Here is a 19,565-nt window from a genome sequence, read left to right on the forward strand (position 1 = left end):
TATCCGGCTATCACTGCCGGGCTTCTCTTTAACTGGTGATTAAACGTAGAGCCCCCAAGTTAGCATACAACACAAAACGCGCGAGTGTGGCATTGTGTTGAGAATACGACTTAGCGGCCCTTTTCTGATGTTGTAAGACGCTTTCGCACCGATAAAGTTTCAGCAGGTGACTCCCGGTGGTTATAAGGCTCGTACAGGCCTACAAATTATCCGAATGAGCCGCGTTGGTCAAGGCTTTCTGTTGTGATTCTAACCTGATTTCCCTATCTTTGCACCTCAATTTTCGCGACGACTGTACAAAAAACATTTTTCAGCGTAATGCCAACCATACAACAATTAGTACGTAAAGGCCGTGAGAAGCTGGTTTTCAAGTCGAAATCACCAGCTTTGGATGCCTGCCCTCAGCGTCGGGGCGTGTGTACGCGTGTGTACACCACGACGCCTAAGAAGCCAAACTCGGCGCTGCGTAAAGTAGCTCGTGTTCGCTTGTCGAACGGCAAAGAAGTCAATGCTTACATTCCGGGCGAAGGCCACAACCTGCAGGAGCACTCAATCGTGCTGATCCGCGGTGGCCGGGTTAAAGACCTTCCGGGTGTTCGTTACCACATTGTTCGGGGTGCTCTGGATACGGCTGGTGTAAACGGCCGTCTGCAAAGCCGCTCGAAATACGGCGCCAAGCGTCCGAAACCAGGTCAGGCTCCAGCCGCTGGCAAAGGTGCGCCCGCTAAAGGCAAGAAGAAATAAAACGAATAATGGGTAATGCATAATGCATAGTGCCTATTCGGGCAACGCTCATTATCCATTCCTCATTATTCATTGTACACTAAAATATGGACTGCCCGTTGATCAGCAGCGGCAGAGTAAGATCCAGAATCTGAAGACACAATGAGAAAGTCGAAACCGCCAAAACGGTACGTGTTACCCGATCCGAAATTTAAGGAAGTACTGGTAACCAAATTTGTTAATAACCTCATGTACGAGGGCAAGAAGAGCATCGCGTACACTATTTTCTACGACGCACTGGAGATTGTTGGTAAGCGTACCAGCGAAAACGGTCTCGACGTATGGAAAAAGGCGTTGAACAACGTAATGCCTTCGGTCGAAGTAAAAAGCCGTCGGGTTGGTGGTGCTACCTTCCAGGTTCCCACCGAAGTACGGGCTGACCGCAAAGTATCGGTAGGCATGAAATGGCTGATTAAATACGCTCGTTCACGTGGCGAAAAAACCATGACCGACCGCCTGGCTGCTGAAATCGTAGCTGCTGCGAAAGGTGAAGGAGCGGCCGTGAAGAAGAAAGACGATACGCACCGCATGGCCGAAGCCAACAAGGCGTTCTCACACTTCCGGTTCTAAAAACAAATTCAGTCGAAGCGAAATTGAAAGGTCCCGCCGTTTGGCGGGACCTTTTTTGTTAGCATACATAAAGGGACTTACGCCGTACCGACTTGGTGCAAACCGCTCCGTAACCGCCCTGAAACTGCCCGGGCCTGCTTCCTGTTATAGCTGTAAGCCGGTGTATATGCACAGGCCATACCCGGAACAACAAAACACAGACCTCAATGAAAACGTCTTTTAGCGAACTGGTCAAAGGCGACACGCCCGTACTGGTTGATTTTTACGCCGACTGGTGCGGCCCCTGCAAACAGCAGGCTCCTACCCTCAAACAACTGGCCGACCGCATGGGCGATAAACTGAAAGTGATCAAAGTAGATATTGACCGGAGCCGGGCCGCGGCTACACAGTATCAGATTCAGAGCGTGCCCACGCTTATTTTGTTTCATAAAGGCAAGATTGTCTGGCGTAAGTCGGGTGTGCAGCCGTTGCATACGCTCGAAAACCTCGTTCGGCAGGTGATGTAATCTTGTTTACCGTTTCATGCAGCCCATTCTCCGATCTGTCCGTTATTTTTTATCGAGCCATTATTTCTCCGATGGGCTGCGGACTACGGTAGCCGTGCTGTTACCGGCGCTGTTCTTTTTTCAGGTTCAGAAACAACCCGACATAGGCTTACTCATTGGCCTAGGAGCGCTCTCGGCCAGTATTACCGACATGCCGGGGCCGCTCGTTCACAAGCGCAACGGGTTGCTGGCCTGCTGCCTGACCATTTTCCTGACGGCTATTCTGACCGGTTTTGCCCGGCTCAACGGCTGGACCCTCGGCCTCGAAATCGGTCTGCTCAGCTTTTTCTTCGCCTTGTTCAATGTGTATGGCAACCGCGCGGCCGCCGTCGGCTCGGCGGGGATGCTTACCCTCATTTTGACCATGGCCCGGGGGGCCAACACCGGAGCCACGGGTAGCCAAACCATTGCTCTTTCTGAGATTCTGACGCAGGCCACCCTTATTTTGCTCGGCGGCTTGTGGTACACCGGCATCAGCCTGGTATTTCGGCAGTTCCGCCCCTATCGGCAGGCGCAACAAGCTCTGGCTGAGTGCATCCATGAAATTGCCCGGTTTCTGCGCATCAAAGCCGATTTTTACGACGGACGCACCGACCTTGACGACGATTACCGCCGACTGGTAGCGCAGCATGTGGTAGTGAGCGAAAAACAGGATGTTGTGCGCGAACTGCTTTTCAAAAGCAGGCAGGTAGTGGCCGAAACCACCTCTACGGGCCGGGTGCTGGTGTTGACCTTTGCCGAAGTGGTCGATTTATACGAGCAGATTTCGGCCATGTACTACGATTACCAATCGTTGCGCGACCGGTTTGGGGCTACGGGCATCCTGAATCTGATTGCCACCCAGATTCACCGGCTTGTCAACGAACTCGACGCCATCGGGCTGGCCATTCTGGAGGGCAGTGCGCACCGGCCGCGCCTGGACATGCACGCGGCTTTAGAACAGATTCAGGCGGCTATCAACGCCCTGCCACCCAACACCGACATGGGCAACCCGCTGGTGCTCCGGCGGGTGCTGGTGAGTATCAGGCAGCTGGCTGAGCGCATCAACGGGTTACTGCAAATTGCCCCCGAAACCGGCACCACCCCCGCCGACCCGTCGACACTCGATTACTCGCGCTTTGTGTCGCACCAACCCATTGACGTGGCCCGTTTGCGCGATAACCTCTCGCTGCGGTCGTCGGTGTTTCGGTATTCGCTCCGAATGGCCATTGCCTGCGTGGTGGGGTATATCGTGGCCACATTCTGGCCCAATGGGCACCACAGCTACTGGATTTTGCTCACCATCACGGTAATTCTTAAGCCGGCTTACTCCCTCACTCGCCAACGCAATAGTGATCGTCTGCTGGGTACCCTGGCGGGCGGGTTGCTGGGAGTAGTTATTCTGGCCTTTGTACCCAATCCGATTGCCCAGTTTGTATTCATGGTGTTGTTTATGCTTGGCACCTACAGTTTCCAACGCCGGAACTACATCACCATGGTCATTTGCGTGACGCCCTTTGTGCTGATCTTGTTCAACTTTATGGGAATCGGGTTCCGTGAAGTGGTAGGCGAACGGATGCTCGACACACTCATTGGCGGGGTTATTGCCGTTATTGCCAGCTATGGGCTGCTGCCGCGCTGGGAGTCGGAACAGGTGCTGCCGGTGCTGCGTGATGTACTCAACGCCGACATCAAATACCTTCAGAAACTGGAAGAAAGCCTGTGCGGCCGGGTGGTTACCGAAACCGACTACAAACTGGCCCGGAAAAGCGTGTATGTACAGTCGGCCAATCTATCGGCGGCTTTTGAACGGATGTTGTCAGAGCCGAAAAGCAAACGGCGGCATCAACAGGATTTGCTTCAGTTTGCGGTACTCAACCATATCTTTTCGTCTAACGTAGCCACTATTGTGCTTACTACCGTCGACCGGGAGCATACCCCTGCGACCGACACCCTGCTGCGGCCCGTGCGTCGGTCGCTCGATCATTTGGCTGAGGCCCTGAACCGGCTCGACCGAACCGATAAAAACCCCGAACTCGTCACCACACCCGCCCTGCCGTCAACAAGCCCAGCCACTGATTCCCCCGACGATCAGCTTCTGGCCGAACAACTGGCTTTTGTGCAAAAACTCACCGCCGACATGGCCAAAGTGGCGGCTACCATTCAGGGTTAACAAAAAACCCCGGCGATAATCATCACCGGGATTTCCTTCGACATATTCTCTCTAAAAAAAGGTCTTTGGTTTATGATTTTGGGTCCATTGTTATTTTGAGGAGATGACTTCGACTCTAAACGTGCCCAACCCAAAAACCATAAACGCTAAACTATTCCCTTAATTCCCCGCCGGGCGGTCCGGGCGAATGCGTGTCACCGTGATCGGAATGCACTTTTGCGGGGGGCAGGTATTAAAACCGAAATCAATCGAAAAGTCATTTTGCCCGTAACTTCCTGTTGTAAAGGAAACTACAGCGTTTCCATTAGCCACAGTGGCGTCGGCATCAATCCAGTCATCGCCCACGATATTCGCTACCGACACCGACCGGCCGGCCAATACCGGAGCCGACAAACCGATCCGAATTTCGTAGGCCGTGTAGAATTGTACCCCACCCGGCACGTTGGTCGGGCCAAAGTAATACTCCCCCTCGGCATCGGTTTGGGTCGAAGCCACCAGAAAGCCATTCTGGTACAAACTCAGGGTAACACTCGCAATTCCGGTTTCGTCGGCATCCTGCCGACCGTTGCCGTTCGTATCGTTCCATACCCTATTACCAATCTGAAGGGGGGCAGCGTTGCAATTCAGTTCAACATCGCCCAGGCCATTGGCTTTCCCGAACGTACTGGCGTTGTCGGAGCGATAGATTTGGGTACCCGTCCGGCGGTACTCCACTGCCCGACGCTGCACACCCGTGACATTATCAAAATACCGAAAACCGGCCGAAATAAGGTCGAGCGGCTCCACCGACACGTTGACCACCTCGCCCCGGCCCGGCAACAAAGCCAGCCCGCCATAGCTGCTTTCGCCGTGGCAGCAGAACACATTATCGTCGTAAAATTCACCCCCACCGGGTCCTTCGCCGTTTGTTCCAGCTGTGGTTGGTGCGGCACCACATACCGAACCGCCACTCTCGAGCACATACGTACCGGCAGGGCCGCAAGGGCCGGCACGGAGCAAGTCGCCCGTAGCGGCACTCGAATACAAAGCAGCATCGGCTGGGTTAGTGCCTAGATTTTGATAGCCCGTCTGGTCGCCAAACCGGTCCCGGATACCCAGAATCAGGGCACCGTCGACGTCAAATTCCAGGTCGGTGAGCCAGGGCTGTGGATAGGCCAGATCATCGGCCGGGCGGCCAGGCACACCCAGGGGTGCGTTGTAGAAATTACTCCCCCAGGCATACCATTGCCGAAGCGACGGGCGACCGTCGACGGTGGCGCCTTTGGGGTAGGTAAGCGGAAAACTGAGCACCTGCGTAGCCGCTGGGTTCAAGGTATTGGTAGCAGGGGCCACATCAAAGGCATACACAAACGCGTTGCCGGGCGCGGGCAGGACATACGGACTTTGCTGGACCGGTAGGTTCTCGTTGCTACATACCATGCCCACGTAGAGTTTGCCCCGCCAGAATTTAAGTGCAAACGGGCGGTACGTGCCATTGCCACAGCCGGGGTCGGGTACGGGTACCGACGTAATGGTGCCGGGCGCGATAAAATCGCGGGGGTCGGCACCGGCGGGTGGGTCGCTCACCAGCGGTATTAGATAAATCCGGCGGTCGAACAGGTTCACGACATAGAGCATCCGGTTATCGTCCGACAGCTCAATATCGCCCAATCCTACTTTGCCTACCGCGTCGAAAGCGCCCTCGTCCCGATTGGCCGCGTTGGGGTCGGTGGGAAGGTTCGTGTGTGGGTCAGGTCCGGCATTGAGCGTGGTAAACAGGCTTGAGGTGTTGGTAATCAGGTTGGTGAGGTAAATACCTCCCGGACCGCCCGGACCAAAACCCACATGCCGTTTGGTGAAAGCCGCCGAAAACAGCTTGTTGGCCGACCGCAGTACCGCGAGTCCGTACACCGACCCGATTTCGGCTCCTTTGGCCACCATCGTTTCGGGCGGGGTCAGGCCAGAGGCACTGTACGGCACCGACACCAGCACGTCGCGCAGGCCCGCAGCCGACACCCCCGACGCACTCACCGGGTTGCCGTTCACGTAACACGGAACCAGCAGAGCCGGGTCGGGCACGCCACAGTAATGCGCCGGGTAGTTCAGGGCCAGATCAACCGGGGCACTCCCCGCCGTCACAAACTGAACATCAGTCCGGTTTTGAGTACCCCGCAGGCTGACATAATCGCCCATTTGGAAGCCCGCAAACATCACCCTGAACCGGCCGGAACCCGTATTGAGCGTGTACGTTCCGGCGGCCGACGTGGTGGTACTGGCCACAACGGCATTGGCCGCATTGAACGCTGTTACCTCAACGCCAGCAATACCCGGCTCCGAATAGCCGCCGGGGCCGTTCTGTGTGCGTTCGCCATTGCTATCAAAATCACGGTAAACGGTCCCGCTTATGCTCTGCGCCCGGCCCGAAAGCCCACTCACTATGCATAGCCCAAAACAGAGCCATACCCAAACAAATAAATACTGTTTCATACAGTAAACTGACTGATTATGAGAGAAAATGCTTTGTAAATATAGTAGGGAATTGGTGCAATGAATGCCGGCCTCTAATCGACGGCCCGTATACTTCTTTTGCGGTAGCAAAGAGGCTGATTTTGCCTTATTTTACAGGTTGCTACTCTTTAGACTTCGAAGCGCCAGCCATGGCACACCTGATGAACCGGGCCTACTACCGAACGCAAGTACATGTTTCCACCCATTCACCTACATAAATCCGGCGTTGACGTACAAAGAACTCGTACTCACCCGAATGGCCTTGTTCGGCGATCTTTTTAGCTACTATTTGAATTCGTATTTTTTTTGTTTGATTTTGAGCCAATGGTCTGTGTCACATCAAAAAAAAACACTTACCTTTCGCTTCATACGTTCCTTTCTCTTATATCAACTTCTTCTTTTTAACCATGAATCCACTCCTACCTCTTTCCAACCACACATCACCCCGAACCAACCAAGTAGCTACAATCCGCGTCAACGACCCTCTGTACGGCTGGCGCACCCGTTCCATCCATGAACTGGTTATGATTCGAGGGGCCAAAGGCTATAGCTGGCTGCACTGGCGCGACGGAAGTCGGCATATTATGGCCTACACCCTCAAACACTACGAACTCCAGCTACCCAACGCAGCCTACATCCGAATTCACCAGAACTGCCTCGTCAATCGGGCCTTTGTTCAGAAAGTACAGCTTACCCACAAAGGGCCAATGCTCCACCTTTCTTCGGGCGAAAAGGTAGCTGTATCGCGCCGTCGGTGGGTATCGGTCAAGCGAGCCCTCAATCCCAACCCCTGGACCGGCGTTGTCGAAGACCACGTGCCGAGTGCCAGCTTTGCCGCATCTGATTTGGATTAGACAGGTACACAACATGGTCGCCCGGCGGCTTTTCTGCATTACCTTTCTCGCGGGGTGTCTGCTCCTGGCAGGCACTCCGTTTTCGTTCGGTCAGGTTCAGACCCTGCCTCAGGCCGACTCACTGCTGATTGAAGCCTGGTATGCCCATTGGCAAGACCTGCGCCCCATTCGGCCCGATTCGTCGCTGGTGTATGCGCAGCGCATTCACGACTGGGGTAAGCAGCACAAACAGCCGGTGGTTTGGGCCCGTGGCCTGGCGTACCTGAGCGCCGAAGCCCGCGACAAAAGCGACTTCAACCGGTCGGTAGCCCTCATGCAACAGGCCCTACCCGTTTTTGAGCGTCATCGTTATCTGCCCGGCATCGCGTTTGTGAATCAAGGTCTGGCGCTCACGTACAAACGCATGGCCGATGCCCAAAAAATGGAGGGGTTTACCCGGCTGGCACTCCAATACGCCAAACAGGCGCTCGTGCTGAACGAGCAACTGGGCTTAGTAACGGCTATTGCGAACACTTACAACACCATCGGCATTATTCAGCGCGACCTGAAAGCCTACGAAGAAGCCCGGCAAGCTTACCGGTCAGGTATTAGTCTGCTCGAAAAAGAAGGTATCAGCAACAACACCCTGGCTATCCTGTACGGCAATATGGGGCAGCTGGCTATCGAACCCGACCGGCAGTTCGAACAGGCAGTCGACTATCTGGAGCGGGCGCTGACCCTTAACGAAGCGGCCCGGCGGCTTACCAACCTGGAACATAACCACCGCAACCTGAGCGACTTGTATCAACGCTTGCAGAAGCGTCAGAAAGCGGTTTTTCACGGCGAACAGTCGGTGCGGCTGGCTAACCGGCTGGGCGACCCGCACCGACTGTTCAACTCGCTGGGTGTCGCTTACAAAGCCCACCGCGATGCGGGTCATTTTGAACAGGCCCTGCGCTACCTCGAACAGGCTAAAGTCATTGAAGATTCGCTCGGGCGGGCCGACAAAACCGCGCAGATTGCCCGCTTACAGGCTGCTTTTGACAACGAGCGGGCCCTGCAACTGGCCGAGGTGGAGGCCGGGAAACAAAAACAGATTGCGAGCCTGAAAACAAACCTGCTGTTACAGCACGACCGATTGGTAACGCAGATACAGGCCGACCGTGACCGCGACCTGCTCCTCATCAAAAAGCGCACCGACCTGGCCGAGGCCCGAAACCTGGCTGAGGTTAACGCCCGCTTTGTTTCGCGGCAGAAAGAGGCCAGTATTCAGCAATTGCAAACTCAGAACGAGTTGCAGCAACGGCAACTGACGTGGTTGGGCTGGGGGGCCGGGTTATTCTTTGTCTTGTCAGGCCTGTTGTTCTGGCAGTATCAGCGTCTGGGGCAAAGTCAGGCGCAAATCAAGCAGCAATCGGCGCAGTTGCGCTTATTAATGCGAGAGCTTCATCACCGGGTCAAAAACAACCTGGCTATTGTATCAGGTTTGCTGGAGTTACAATCGAACCGCTTGGCCGACGAGAACGCCAAGCGGGCTTTTCGGGAAGGGCAACAACGGGTGCAGGCCATGTCGCTCCTTCATCAGCGGCTTTACCAAACCGATTCGCTGACCACCATCGATATGGGCGAGTACGTAGCCAGCCTGATTGAATCACTGATGGGGGCTTATGGGTACACGCATCAGACCGTAGATACCCGCGTGCAGGTGAGCAAGCAGGAGGTCGACGTGGATTTGGCCATTCCAATCGGGCTGATTCTAAACGAAATTCTGACAAACACGTTCAAGTACGCCCTACCCTACACCGCTGCCCCGAGGCTGTCGGTTGATCTGCACCGGCAGGGCGACAGCCTGCTTATGCACGTGGCCGACAATGGCCCCGGCCTCGACCTGTCGCGCTGGCAACGGCCGGGTGGGTCGTTTGGTAAACGGCTGATTGCGGGCCTATCGGATCAGATTGGGGGCACCGTATCGGTCGAAAGTGGCCACGGAACACAGTTTTTTATTCGGGTACCGATCAACGAGCCCTCGCCCATTCGGACCGCCTAATACCCTTTGACGCCTTTATGGACCATTCGATTAACATTCTGATTGTAGAAGATGAGGCTATTCTGGCTATGGCGCTCTGCGACAGCCTCGAAGCTGAAGGATACTGTGTGGTGGGGATGGCGTCGAACGGTGCCAAAGCGGTTGATCTATTTCGGCGAAATCGGGTCGATCTGCTCCTGTGTGACATTAACATCCGGGGCGAACTGGATGGTATCGAAACAGCCCACCAACTGTTGCGCATCCGACCCGTACCGATCATCTACCTGACAGCTTTCTCTGACCCCGACACCGTAGAACGAGCCAAACAAACGGCCCCGGCGGCCTACATGACCAAGCCGCATAACCTACTCAACCTGCGCATCGCCATCGACGTGGCTATTCATAACTTTGCGCGGCAAACCCAGCTCCTGCCGGGATCGGCCTCACCAGAAGCGGCTCTCACGGCCGAAAAGAAACCCGATGCGCCCGAACGCGACCCACCCGGCCGGGATACCATCCTGAAAATAGACGACTACGTGTTTGTGAAACAAGGCTTTCAGTTCGTCAAAATCAGTTTGGCCGATATTCTGGTCCTCGAAGCTGAGGACACATACACCGTATTTGTAACGACCGTCAAAAAATACGCACTCCGCCAGTCATTGTCGGCCGTACTGGAGCGGCTCAATCATCCCCGTTTTGTGCGGGTTCACCGCTCATACGCGATCAATGTCAACCGGGTCGATACGTTCGACGACCACGGCATAACGCTGGGGAGCCAATCGGTTCCGCTGGGCAAAAACTACAAAGACGAGTTTATGCGCCGGTTACAGGTGCGGTAACATACCTTACCAAAAGCCGATGCCGAACCGCCGTTAGCTCCTAGAGCCAGTCGGGGTTCGGCATCGGTAGCGGTGGCATGGGTGGCCCGCATATTACCGGCTTACGATGATTTGCTCCGTAAACTGCTTGAAATCGGGGCCAACCACAAACGTGTACCCGCCAATCGGCAACCGGTTCAGGTCAAACTTAGGCACCTCGCCTTTTTCGTAGGATTGACTGAATACCAGCGCATTGACCTGGTCATAAATGGCCACGTTGACTTTCTCGGAGCCATCTACATTCAATTTGAATTTGTTTTTGCCCACCGTCACAAGCGTTGGCTTCACGAGGCTGCTCTTGTTTTGCGGGTCAATGCTAACCTGATTGTTGTGGATCGTTAGCCCCTGCGACATCCAGAATTCATTGTTCGCAGCCGTCAGAAAATAGTGTCCGTCGGGCAGGTTAGTCAGATTGACCGACGTAGCCTTGCCATCCTTGGTCCGAATTTCGCCTTTGTACAACACCGTTCCGTTATCGTCAACAAGGACCATTTCAACGTTACCCGGCGTTTGCAGTTTCACCTTTTTAGCGTCTGACTTAATCACGTTTACCTGGGCTAACCGGTCGTTTGGCCCGCCAAAAGCCAGGCCTGTGCTGGTTAAACTACCGGCCACGAGCAGGGCCGCTACAGTCATTTTGATACGTTTCATTTTGCGTTTTGATTTTGCGTTGAACTGCGACAAAGGTGAACGACCGACGCCATTCGACGCAACACAAAACCCCTTGGTTAACAATTGCTTAACGAAAGTTCTTATTTCCGTGCAAGCGTTTATCAATATCGTATAGTGAAAATCGGGAAAGTACAACAAGTCCCTCTAAATGAACCAATTGCCCTTTTTTAGCCATCCCGTGAAAGAATTGTATCCCGTTTCGGTCGGGCCATACGTTTTTTCGAGAATAATCCAATTTGCCTATTTTTCACGGTTTGGGCGCTCCCCCCAAACAAGCCCCCAAATAAGCCCCAAATAAGCCCTCAACCAGCTCCCCAACACACCCCACCCAAGCCCTGTTTAGGAACCGACCAGCACACCGGGCTCGCCCGAGGTATCCGGGCAAGTCAGTTAGCCAAGCCGGGGCTGCCGAGTTATTTCGGAGGGTGGGGCATTAATTTGGCCTATTTGTTGTTGATACGTTATTGGCGGTCTGGTTTAGTCAGTTTTATGATTTGCAACCTGCCGCATCCACAGCCCGAACCCGCTTTTATTGTATCGGGGTCGGCTCTTAAAGCGATTGCATGACATTTTCTGATTTGAACCTCATCGAGCCTATTTTGAAGGCGCTCGATGCTGAAGGTTACACCACTCCTACCCCCATCCAGCAACAAGCTATTCCGTATCTGCTCGAAGAGCGGGATCTTTTGGGCATCGCCCAAACGGGGACCGGAAAAACGGCCGCATTTGCCATCCCGATTCTTCAACTTCTCGATCAAAATAAGCTGTCGACCAAAGGCCCCCGCGCTATTCGGGCGTTGATTCTGACCCCAACCCGCGAGCTTGCCATTCAGATCGACGAGAGCATTGCCGCCTATGGCCGGCACATGAACCTGCGCCATACCGTTATTTTTGGTGGGGTTTCGCAACACGCCCAGGTAAACGCCCTGCGCGCGGGCATCGATATTCTGGTGGCCACGCCCGGCCGTTTGCTCGACCTGATGGGTCAGGGTTATATCAACCTCCGCAGCCTCGAACGGTTTGTGCTCGACGAAGCCGACCGGATGCTCGATATGGGCTTTATCCACGATGTGCGTAAGGTAATTGCCCAATTGCCCACCCGCCGGCAGTCGTTGTTTTTCTCGGCGACCATGCCGCCTGAGGTGGCTAAACTGGCGGATACGATTCTGAACAAACCCGCCAAAGTAGAAGTCACCCCGGTATCGACTACCGCCGACACGGTTGATCAGGTGGTGTATTTTGTTGATAAGCCCAACAAGAAAAAGCTGTTGGTCGATGTGCTTCAGGAACGGGCTATCCGCTCGGCGCTGGTGTTTACCCGTACCAAGCACGGGGCCGACCATGTGGTGAAAGACCTCCGCAAAGCCGGTATTGAAGCCGAAGCTATCCACGGCAACAAGTCGCAGAATGCGCGTCAGCGGGCGTTGAGCCGTTTTAAAAGCGGTGAATTACGCGTGCTAATTGCCACCGACATTGCCGCGCGGGGTATCGACGTCGATGAGCTGTCGTGCGTGATCAACTACGAAATTCCGAACATTCCCGAAACGTACGTACACCGCATTGGTCGTACCGGGCGTGCCGGTCATGAGGGCCGTGCCATGTCGTTCTGCGATGAAGAAGAGCAGGCGTACCTGCGCGACATTCAGAAGCTGATCGGGAAGCAGATTCCCGTGGTATCGGATCATGAATACGCGATGGCGGGCGTTAGTGTCCCCCTCACGCGGCCCAACCAGTCCCGGCAACAGGCACCCGCCAACGGAGCCTCGGCTAATGGTCGGCCCAACGGCCCACGCCCCAACGGGCAACCGGGTGGCGGTGGCAACCGGAACCGGAATCGCAACCGTCGATTTGGCCAACCCCGTCGGGAGGAGCCTAAGGTGTAGAACTTAGCCGTTTTACGGTATAATTCACGCGTACGCAATAAGGTCGCGGCTTTCGAAAGCCGCGACCTTATCTTTTTGGGCATGGTTCCAAAAGAGTTTACCAGACACCCTGACGACTTACCGAACGGCCCAAACAATCGCCCACATAGTCTGTTTCTTTAGAAGGTTAACTACTACCAACCCTCATAAATACAAAACGTTATGATTAAGGACGAAGAAATCGTTGAGTCGCTCAACGATCTGGTAAAAATCAACAATGACCGGATTCAGGGATACGAAAAAGCCGTTGAGGACAACGAAGACTCGCAGCTCGACCCGCTGTTTCGGAACATGATTGTGCAAAGTCAGAATTTCCGCAGCCAACTGGCCGATCATATTGTTCGGATTGATGGCACCGCTGTTTCGGACGCTACCTCGACCGACGTGAGCAGCAAAATTCACCGGGCCTGGATCGATATTAAATCAGCCTTGACGGGCAAAGACCGCGACACCGTTCTAAGCTCGGTGGAGTTTGGCGAAAGTGCTGCCGTTGAAGCGTACGAAGACGCCATCGAAGACGACCATCTGCCTGCCTACATCAAGGAGCAGCTTCAAAATCAGCTTACCGAACTACGGGCTGCTTTAGACAAAATCAAAGCCCTGCGGAAGTAAGACCTCAACCATTATAAAGTGGCTCACGCCTTTGAGCGGGGCACTTTGTGTATAGCCCAAAGAAACCAAGGCAACGTCATCGGGTCCGATGGATTGTCAGCGGCATTCAGGGCACGGAACCCCTACAATCATCGAGCACCATAGCGAGTTGGTTGGAGGGTCACCTGACCCCTGAATCCTAACCTTTTGCCCCATACTTTCCCGCAGTGAGTATGGGTATGGCAGGCCACCCCGGGGTGGCCTGTTTTTGTTTGTTACGAACTAAAAAAGGCAACCCAGGTAATGCGGGTTGCCTTTTTTAGGTTTTGATGTTCTCCCTCGATAAGCTCAAACGACCACCGTGCACGCTGGTTCGTATTAGCCTATCTTACCTCAGAGCGGCAGGGGCATATCGTTAAAATCTTCGTCGGTCAGCTTAATTTGGGCAGCGGCCGTGTTCTCTTCGAGGTGCTTTACCGACGAGGTACCGGGAATCAGCAACATCACCGGCGACGCTGCCAGCAACCAGGCCAAAGCAATCTGGTATTCGGTAGCACCATGCCGCTCGGCAACGCGCTTCACGGCGGCTTCGGCACCCAAGTTACCTCCACCCAATGGGTACCACGGAATAAAGGCAATGTTGTTTTCCTCGCAATACTTGAGGGTCGAGTTCCACTTCTGCTGCCCGAAGCTGTACATGTTCTGCACCGAGACAACCTCGAAGTATTGCTGGGCCTCTTTGATCTGCTCGACCGTCACCTCCGAAAGACCAATATGTTTGATTTTCCCCTGCTGCTGAGCTTCTTTCAGAAAACCGAGATACTCTTCCGAGGGCACCTTATCGTCGAAACGGTGCAACTGGTAGAGGTCTATTTGCTCCAGTTTCAGGCGTTTCAGGCTTCCGTTGAGGGCTTCTTCAAGATGTTTGCGGCTCCCGTCTATCGGCCACTGATTGGGGCCGGTCCGCAGCAACGCTCCTTTGGTACCAATCACCAGATCGTCGGCGTAAGGGTGCAGAGCCTCGGCAATGAGTTCTTCTGAAACATACGGGCCGTACGAGTCGGCGGTATCGATGAAGTTGATACCCAGATCCAGGCAGCGTTTCAGCACCCGGATAGCCTCGTCGTGGTCGCGGGGTGGGCCCCAGATACCGTCGCCGGTAATACGCATGGCCCCGTAGCCCATTCGGTTCACGGTAAGGTCGCCACCGAGGGTGATAGTGCCCGAAGCAAGGGCGGTTTTTTCAGTTTGTGGTTGCATTAGATATTGGTTGTTAAAAAACCATGATGTTCCAACCATCGGCCGGACTGTATTCTTTACAATCTGAACCCGCAAACTGTTTCTGTGCAATGCGATATTTTATGCTCAGGCTCCGGGTTTAATCAACGTATTCGAACACCCGAATCGGCGGGGGAGCTATGTATGCAATCTGCTGTATCTTATCGTCCAGAGAACGAACAACGGGCTCTTCCCGAATCAGGCGGCCGCGCCGGTCATACCACATACGGCTCGTGGTATTGGGCGTTTGATTGTCAAATTGCATAGACACTGTTCCCGTTTGCCCCTTGTAGCTATAAAGCGTAGCAAGATTAATGGCATTTTGAGTAAAAAGCCAGTTTTCCCGGATCAGCCGTCCGTCCCTATCATACACATACGTAATGATGCGCTCGGGGTTTACCCGCAGGCTGTCGTCCCGGAACACTCTGGCCTGAACAGGACGGCCACCGGGGCCAAGTGTTATTTCGTTGGCCTCATATAACTGGAGAGCCTTACCCGGCGATTGCAGATAGTACGAAAGCTTAACAACCCGATTAGTCGCCGGATACTGATACTCAATCACAGCGGTCTGGCTAAAATCGTTAGGCCCCGTGCCTTGGTAATACGTGCGGTGATATATAAGCTGCCCCTGTGCATCATAGGTGTACGTTTCGTACCCCGTTCGGGTAGTAGCCTTTTCGGAGGAGAACCAATTGATCTGCTCCAGTTGCCCGGCTGGGTTATACTGATACTTACCCACGCGGGTTACGGTTTTACCATCAAAACTGCTGATTTGTGTTTGCCGGGCTATACGGGCCTGCGTGTCGGGAACAATATCGCCCCCCTGAGGAGTAAGCCAGTCAACTTCACAACTGGTCAACAAAAAAACTATCCAGATAAACGAAAGAAGCTGTTTCATCACGGATTCAAGTTCACAAGTTCAACCCCAAATTAACGCTGTTTGCTTTTCAATGGCATACGCTATGGTAAGGAATCAACGCTCAATCTAAATATTCGTGCACGGTGACCCCGACAAACATACCAAAACACAGCAACGGGTTGGTTCGGACTACTTCTTCCTGCACCAGTCGGCCGCGGGCGTCGTACGTCCGTTTCTGTTCCGAAATACTTTCTTTCGATTGCGGGATAAACTCATCAACACGCGCCGTACGTCCTTTGTAGGTGTACACCATCGACCGAAAAGCGGTACCGGTACCACTGCGGGTTTCTTCTTTTATCAGACGCCCATTCTCGTACTGGTACGTGGTTATCTGGCTCGGCTCGTTGGGTGAGGTACCGTATAAACTAAAAAACGCTGACGTAACGGGCAGGTTATTCTGCCGAACCGTCTCAGTCCGGGCCTGGGGTTTCAGGGCACCCGTCTGGTAATCGGCATAGAGCATCGTTTCTACCGTTTTATCAGGACTGGGGTAGGTGTACTGCCGTGTCGTGTTTGGCTTGAAATCGCCGGTCTGCGACGTGCGGCTATACTCGACCCGGCTCTGTACTTGCCGGTTGTCGGTATAGGTATACATTTCGTAGGCGTACCGGTCCAGGCTTCCGTTTGCATTGCGGCTAAAACGGTCTACACGCTCAAGCAGGCCGTTCGCACCGTACACGTACCGGATTTCCGACAAAACGGTTTTGTTATCGGGGCCACCCAACGAGTAAGTCCGGGCAATTCGCGCCGACCCATCGGGCACCACGGCCGGGCCATTGTCGGAGGTCTGAAGCAAGTTAAGTTCGCAACTGCTGAGCGTCAGCAGCAGGGCGGTCAGAAAAAGTAGCATTTTCATCATTACAAGAGGTTTAAGTAGTCAGACTGAATTGAATGTATAATGAACAGTGTAAAATGTACAATAAAAGGGCTGATTATCAGCAGGTACTACAATTGTTAATTATGCATTTTACATTGTTCATTCACTTAACATACAGAGACTGGACAAATCGGAAGTAGGCTTAACGTGTTGTTTTGTTGGATGGTTAGGTGATTCAATTACCACCCCCTAACCCCCTCCTGAAAGAGCAGGAGGGGGAAGTAAAATTTCCACCTCGCTTAAATCAAGAGACCCCACACCCACATAAGCTTGTCTGGTAAGCCCTCCCCCTCCTTTTTTTAGGAGGGGGCCGGGGGGTGGTCCACACCCCTACCGACTCCGAAACGGGCGAAACGGTTGGAACCGGGCCTATTTTTTTTCAGGCCCCGGCCTTAGGGCAAAAGTTAGGTAGGCTTTTCAGCTTCAGGCTGGTATTTTTGCACGACACTTCACCCGCAAACGGTTTTAATTGCCGGACCACCGGGGTGCCGGACCACCGGACCGCCGGCCTGTAACTGTTTATTGCCTGCTCATGATTATTCCCCTCGCTCACCGCGCTGGTCAGACACAAGAGTACTACTTTTCGGTGAAACTGGCCGAAGTTCGCCAACTGATTGCCGCTGGCCACGACGTCATCAATATGGGTATTGGTAACCCGGACATGATGCCCTCTGCCGAGACCATCGATACACTCGCTCAGGTGGCACAACGCCCCGATGCCCACGGGTATCAGCCCTATAAAGGTACACCCGCATTCCGGCAGGCAGTGGCCGGTTTTTACAAGCATACCTACGGTGTTTCGCTCGACCCCGACACCGAAATTCTGCCCCTGATCGGCTCGAAAGAAGGCATCACGCATATTTCGCTGACGTTTCTGAACGAGGGCGACGGCGTGCTGGTGCCCGAACTGGGTTACCCGGCCTACCGCGCCGTGAGCAAGCTGGTTGGTGCCAATGTACGCGAGTACCCGCTTGGGGAAAACAACGGCTGGCAACCCGACTGGGCAGCGCTGAGCGAGTTGGTACAGCAGGCCCCGGCCAAAATCATGTGGCTCAATTACCCCCACATGCCCACGGGAGCACCGGCAACCAAAGCACTCTTTGAACAGGCCGTGCGGTTTGCCCACGATCACAAGGTGCTGCTTTGCCACGACAACCCCTATAGTCTGGTGCTCAACAAGCAGGCCCCTATCAGTTTGTTATCAATCGACGGAGCGAAAGAGGTAGCCATGGAACTGAACTCCATGAGCAAGTCGCACAACATGGCCGGCTGGCGGGTCGGCTGGCTCTCGGCCGCCAAACCGTATATCGACGCTGTGCTGACGATCAAAAGCAACGTGGATTCGGGTATGTTCCGACCGCTACTCGATGCGGCTACCGTAGCCCTCAACAACCCCGACTCCTGGCATGCCGAACGGAATGCCGTATACGCCGGGCGGCTCTCGGCCGTGTACGCTTTTCTCGACACCCTCGGCTGCACCTACGCCACCAATCAGGAGGGTATGTTTATCTGGGCCAAACTCCCTGATTCGGTGCCCTCGGCCGAAGAACTGGTTAACCGACTCCTAATCGAGAAGCATGTGTTCATCGCCCCCGGCTTTATTTTCGGCCCTAAAGGCCAACGGTACATCCGGGTATCGCTCTGCGTCGACGAAAGCCGGATTCGGGAGGCCGTTGCCCGGTTGAGCCCTACAGAAACCCCAGCCTAACTGCACCTAATCAAATGAATATCACTATAATCGGTATCGGTTTACTGGGCGGCTCAATGGCTCTGGCCGTGAAGGACAAATACCCCAAAGCCCGGTTTTTCGGGGTCGATGCGTCGGTTGTGCACGGGCAATTGGCCGTAGCCAAGGGGCTCGTCGACGAGGTATTGCCCTTTGAGCAGGCCGTACCTCAGTCGGATCTGGTGGTGCTGGCCACACCGGTCAACACCATCATTAACCTGTTGCCTACCGTGCTCGATGCCCTGCCGTGGCATGGCACCGTCGTCGATTTGGGCTCCACCAAAGAGACTATCTGTGCCGTAGCCGACAAGCACCCGCGCCGGGCGCAGTTTGTGGCCGCGCACCCCATGGCCGGTACCGAAAATTCGGGGCCGGGAGCCGCTTTTCGGGAGTTGCTGCCGGGTAAAAACCTTATCATCTGCGACCGCGAAAAAAGTAACCCCGACAGCCTGACACTCGTTGAATCGGTATTTCGCGACATCGGGATGAAGCTGTTTTACATGACCCCCAGCGAGCACGACCTGCACTTGGCCTACGTGTCGCACCTGAGCCACATCAGCAGCTTTGCCCTGGGGCTGACCGTACTGGAAAAAGAAAAAGACGAGCAGGCCATTTTCGATATGGCCAGTACGGGTTTCAGTAGCACCGTGCGACTCGCCAAAAGCTCACCGGCCATGTGGGCTCCTATTTTCGACCAAAACCGGCAAAACGTGTCGCGGGCCCTGGCCGATTATATCCAGTTTTTAGAGCAGTTCAAAGCCGCCATTGATGAGCAGGACCTGGGCCAATCGTACGATTTCATGAATCGCGCCAATGTAATCCGGCGCGTGCTCGACGGCATCGAAAAACGCTAAACGGTGGCCCTGCAAACGGTCTATATACTACACACAACCGACCTGAACCGGTCTACTTTTGATGCCGTCCGGGCTATTGTGGCCAGTCAGTTGCCCGCGTGCCGGTGCGTTGAGCAGCCGGTAGGGGGCAATACACAGGCCGAGTGGGAAGCCGTGTTGCGGCCCCTGATTCGGCCCGGCGAGGGAACGCTGTTGCTCACCCTGAGCGATTGCGGCCCCACCGACCCGGTGCCCGATGCCACCACGGCTTTTTGCACCCGGTTTTTGCCCGGTTTCAGTACATTGTTGCGTACCCACACCCGCGAAGCCCTCCTCTGGCGTAATACCGCCGGGCTTTGCGGGCAAACGTTACTGATTAACCTGCCCACGTCTGCCGAAGCGGTTGAGCAGGGGTTTCCCCGGCTGTTTCCGGCCATTCCGAACGCCATCCTGCTCGCCAGTCGGTAGTTCTG

Annotated in this window: 17 protein-coding genes; 12 read left to right on the forward strand and 5 right to left on the reverse strand. The window is 54.5% G+C overall.

What is annotated here, in order from left to right; all coding sequences use genetic code 11:
• Positions 1–318 precede the first annotated feature (318 nt).
• From rpsL to F5984_RS05715, 4 genes are all read left to right on the forward strand, one after another.
• Positions 319–744 (forward strand): 30S ribosomal protein S12, encoded by a 426-nt coding sequence (rpsL, locus tag F5984_RS05700; RefSeq protein ID WP_027303134.1) that lies wholly within the window; start codon positions 319–321, stop codon positions 742–744.
• Between the two features lie 141 nt (positions 745–885).
• On the forward strand, positions 886–1,353 hold the full coding sequence (gene rpsG / locus F5984_RS05705; RefSeq protein ID WP_019989505.1) for a 30S ribosomal protein S7: 468 nt from the start codon (positions 886–888) through the stop codon (positions 1,351–1,353).
• A 206-nt stretch (positions 1,354–1,559) separates the two neighbouring features.
• On the forward strand, positions 1,560–1,859 hold the full coding sequence (trxA, locus tag F5984_RS05710; RefSeq protein WP_152123315.1) for a thioredoxin: 300 nt from the start codon (positions 1,560–1,562) through the stop codon (positions 1,857–1,859).
• A gap of 16 nt (positions 1,860–1,875) precedes the next feature.
• Entirely contained in the window at positions 1,876–4,050 is a 2,175-nt protein-coding gene (locus F5984_RS05715) for an FUSC family protein (RefSeq protein ID WP_152123316.1), read from the forward strand.
• Between the two features lie 159 nt (positions 4,051–4,209).
• Here the strand turns inward: F5984_RS05715 and F5984_RS05720 are convergent, their stop codons facing one another.
• Positions 4,210–6,516 carry an SdrD B-like domain-containing protein gene (locus F5984_RS05720; protein ID WP_152123317.1) on the reverse strand — a complete coding sequence of 769 codons (2,307 nt, stop codon included), beginning with the start codon at positions 6,514–6,516 and terminating at the stop codon, positions 4,210–4,212.
• 428 nt (positions 6,517–6,944) lie between these two features.
• On the opposite strand from F5984_RS05720, the gene F5984_RS05725 reads away from it, so the two are divergent.
• The 3 genes from F5984_RS05725 to F5984_RS05735 are packed head-to-tail and all read left to right on the forward strand — an operon-like array spanning position 6,945 to position 10,235.
• Entirely contained in the window at positions 6,945–7,391 is a 447-nt protein-coding gene (locus tag F5984_RS05725) for a LytR/AlgR family response regulator transcription factor (RefSeq protein WP_152123318.1), read from the forward strand.
• Complete coding sequence (locus F5984_RS05730) at positions 7,369–9,417, forward strand: histidine kinase dimerization/phosphoacceptor domain -containing protein (RefSeq protein ID WP_152123319.1); 2,049 nt, start codon at positions 7,369–7,371, stop codon at positions 9,415–9,417. Before F5984_RS05725 ends, F5984_RS05730 begins: the two co-directional genes overlap by 23 nt.
• Before the next feature lie 17 nt (positions 9,418–9,434).
• Complete coding sequence (locus tag F5984_RS05735; protein WP_152123320.1) at positions 9,435–10,235, forward strand: response regulator; 801 nt, start codon at positions 9,435–9,437, stop codon at positions 10,233–10,235.
• 93 nt (positions 10,236–10,328) lie between these two features.
• Here the strand turns inward: F5984_RS05735 and F5984_RS05740 are convergent, their stop codons facing one another.
• Positions 10,329–10,925 (reverse strand): T9SS C-terminal target domain-containing protein, encoded by a 597-nt coding sequence (locus tag F5984_RS05740; RefSeq protein ID WP_152123321.1) that lies wholly within the window; start codon positions 10,923–10,925, stop codon positions 10,329–10,331.
• Positions 10,926–11,509: 584 nt separating this feature from the next.
• Here F5984_RS05740 and F5984_RS05745 point away from each other — a divergent pair.
• Positions 11,510–12,829, forward strand: a complete 1,320-nt coding sequence (locus tag F5984_RS05745) for a DEAD/DEAH box helicase (protein ID WP_152123322.1) — start codon at positions 11,510–11,512, stop codon at positions 12,827–12,829.
• Between the two features lie 201 nt (positions 12,830–13,030).
• Complete coding sequence (locus F5984_RS05750) at positions 13,031–13,480, forward strand: ferritin-like domain-containing protein (RefSeq protein WP_152123323.1); 450 nt, start codon at positions 13,031–13,033, stop codon at positions 13,478–13,480.
• A gap of 372 nt (positions 13,481–13,852) precedes the next feature.
• On the opposite strand, the gene F5984_RS05755 is transcribed toward F5984_RS05750, so the two are convergent.
• The 3 genes from F5984_RS05755 to F5984_RS05765 form a co-directional block, all read right to left on the reverse strand.
• Complete coding sequence (locus F5984_RS05755; protein WP_152123324.1) at positions 13,853–14,719, reverse strand: aldo/keto reductase; 867 nt, start codon at positions 14,717–14,719, stop codon at positions 13,853–13,855.
• Positions 14,720–14,837: 118 nt separating this feature from the next.
• On the reverse strand, positions 14,838–15,635 hold the full coding sequence (locus F5984_RS05760; RefSeq protein ID WP_152123325.1) for a hypothetical protein: 798 nt from the start codon (positions 15,633–15,635) through the stop codon (positions 14,838–14,840).
• Between the two features lie 82 nt (positions 15,636–15,717).
• Entirely contained in the window at positions 15,718–16,512 is a 795-nt protein-coding gene (locus F5984_RS05765; protein ID WP_152123326.1) for a hypothetical protein, read from the reverse strand.
• A 553-nt stretch (positions 16,513–17,065) separates the two neighbouring features.
• Here F5984_RS05765 and F5984_RS05770 point away from each other — a divergent pair.
• From F5984_RS05770 to F5984_RS05780, 3 genes are read left to right on the forward strand one after another with little or no spacing between them, the layout of a single operon-like run.
• Positions 17,066–18,241, forward strand: a complete 1,176-nt coding sequence (locus F5984_RS05770) for a pyridoxal phosphate-dependent aminotransferase (protein ID WP_152123327.1) — start codon at positions 17,066–17,068, stop codon at positions 18,239–18,241.
• A 14-nt stretch (positions 18,242–18,255) separates the two neighbouring features.
• A complete protein-coding gene (locus F5984_RS05775; protein WP_152123328.1) occupies positions 18,256–19,113 on the forward strand; it encodes a prephenate dehydrogenase in 858 nt (285 codons plus the stop codon).
• 3 nt (positions 19,114–19,116) lie between these two features.
• A complete protein-coding gene (locus F5984_RS05780; RefSeq protein ID WP_152123329.1) occupies positions 19,117–19,560 on the forward strand; it encodes a molybdopterin-binding domain-containing protein in 444 nt (147 codons plus the stop codon).
• The last annotated feature ends 5 nt before the right edge of the window (positions 19,561–19,565 follow it).

It is taken from the genome of Rudanella paleaurantiibacter (genome assembly GCF_009184635.1).
GTDB lineage: Bacteria > Bacteroidota > Bacteroidia > Cytophagales > Spirosomataceae > Rudanella > Rudanella paleaurantiibacter.